1 protein-coding gene is annotated in these 536 nt (G+C 41.2%); it reads right to left on the bottom strand.

The annotated features are described in order from the left end of the window. Window positions 1–211: 211 nt before the first annotated feature. Complete coding sequence (locus tag A3G19_RS03675; RefSeq protein ID WP_294870613.1) at window positions 212–403, bottom strand: YwbE family protein; 192 nt, start codon at window positions 401–403, stop codon at window positions 212–214. Window positions 404–536: the final 133 nt, after the last annotated feature.

Here is a 536-nt window from a genome sequence, read left to right as displayed (position 1 = left end):
GAGCCTTCGCGCATGGCTTTCAAGGATGCTCGAAAGTCCGATTGTTATTCTATTTTCGCAAAAGCGAAAATCATTTATTAAAAATCCTGCTCTCATATAATACTTAGAGCAAGGTCGTGTGCAGTAGTGCACAAGCGTACCGCCAGCGTTCTGGGATGAGGGCGCTTTTCTTTTGGTTCTTTTCTTTATTAAAAAGAAAAGGACAAAGGAATCAAAACACCTCTTTAACCCGTCCCACTTCCCCGCTCATCAATCTCACTTTAATCCCGTGCGGATGGTTCGGGGATTTAGTGAGGATGTCACGGACAACTCCCTCTGTTAATCTACCTGTCGATTGGTCCTCTTTGAGGACGATGCTTACCCGTTTGCCCGACATAATATTTTTCCGTTCTTTGCCATCCATAGTTGATCCCTTGCTCTTTGTTTTTATATATACTTGCAGTAGATTGAGAAAAATTGTATTCGTCTCTCATTGTCCGATTTTTTGTTTTGTTTGTAGGTAGATTGTTTTAGCAAATTCGTAAAACTCTTTTGCC

Origin of the sequence: Sulfuricurvum sp. RIFCSPLOWO2_12_FULL_43_24, assembly GCF_001829605.1 — a bacterium.
In the GTDB taxonomy this organism is placed as follows: Bacteria; Campylobacterota; Campylobacteria; order Campylobacterales; family Sulfurimonadaceae; genus Sulfuricurvum.
Note: the sequence above shows the minus strand (reverse complement) of the source record. Positions and strands in the feature narration are given on the sequence as shown.

Bases quoted from the DNA above. Each gene is read 5' to 3' on its own strand.
- A3G19_RS03675 (WP_294870613.1), bottom strand. From the start codon at position 403: ATGGATGGCAAAGAACGGAAAAATATTATGTCGGGCAAACGGGTAAGC.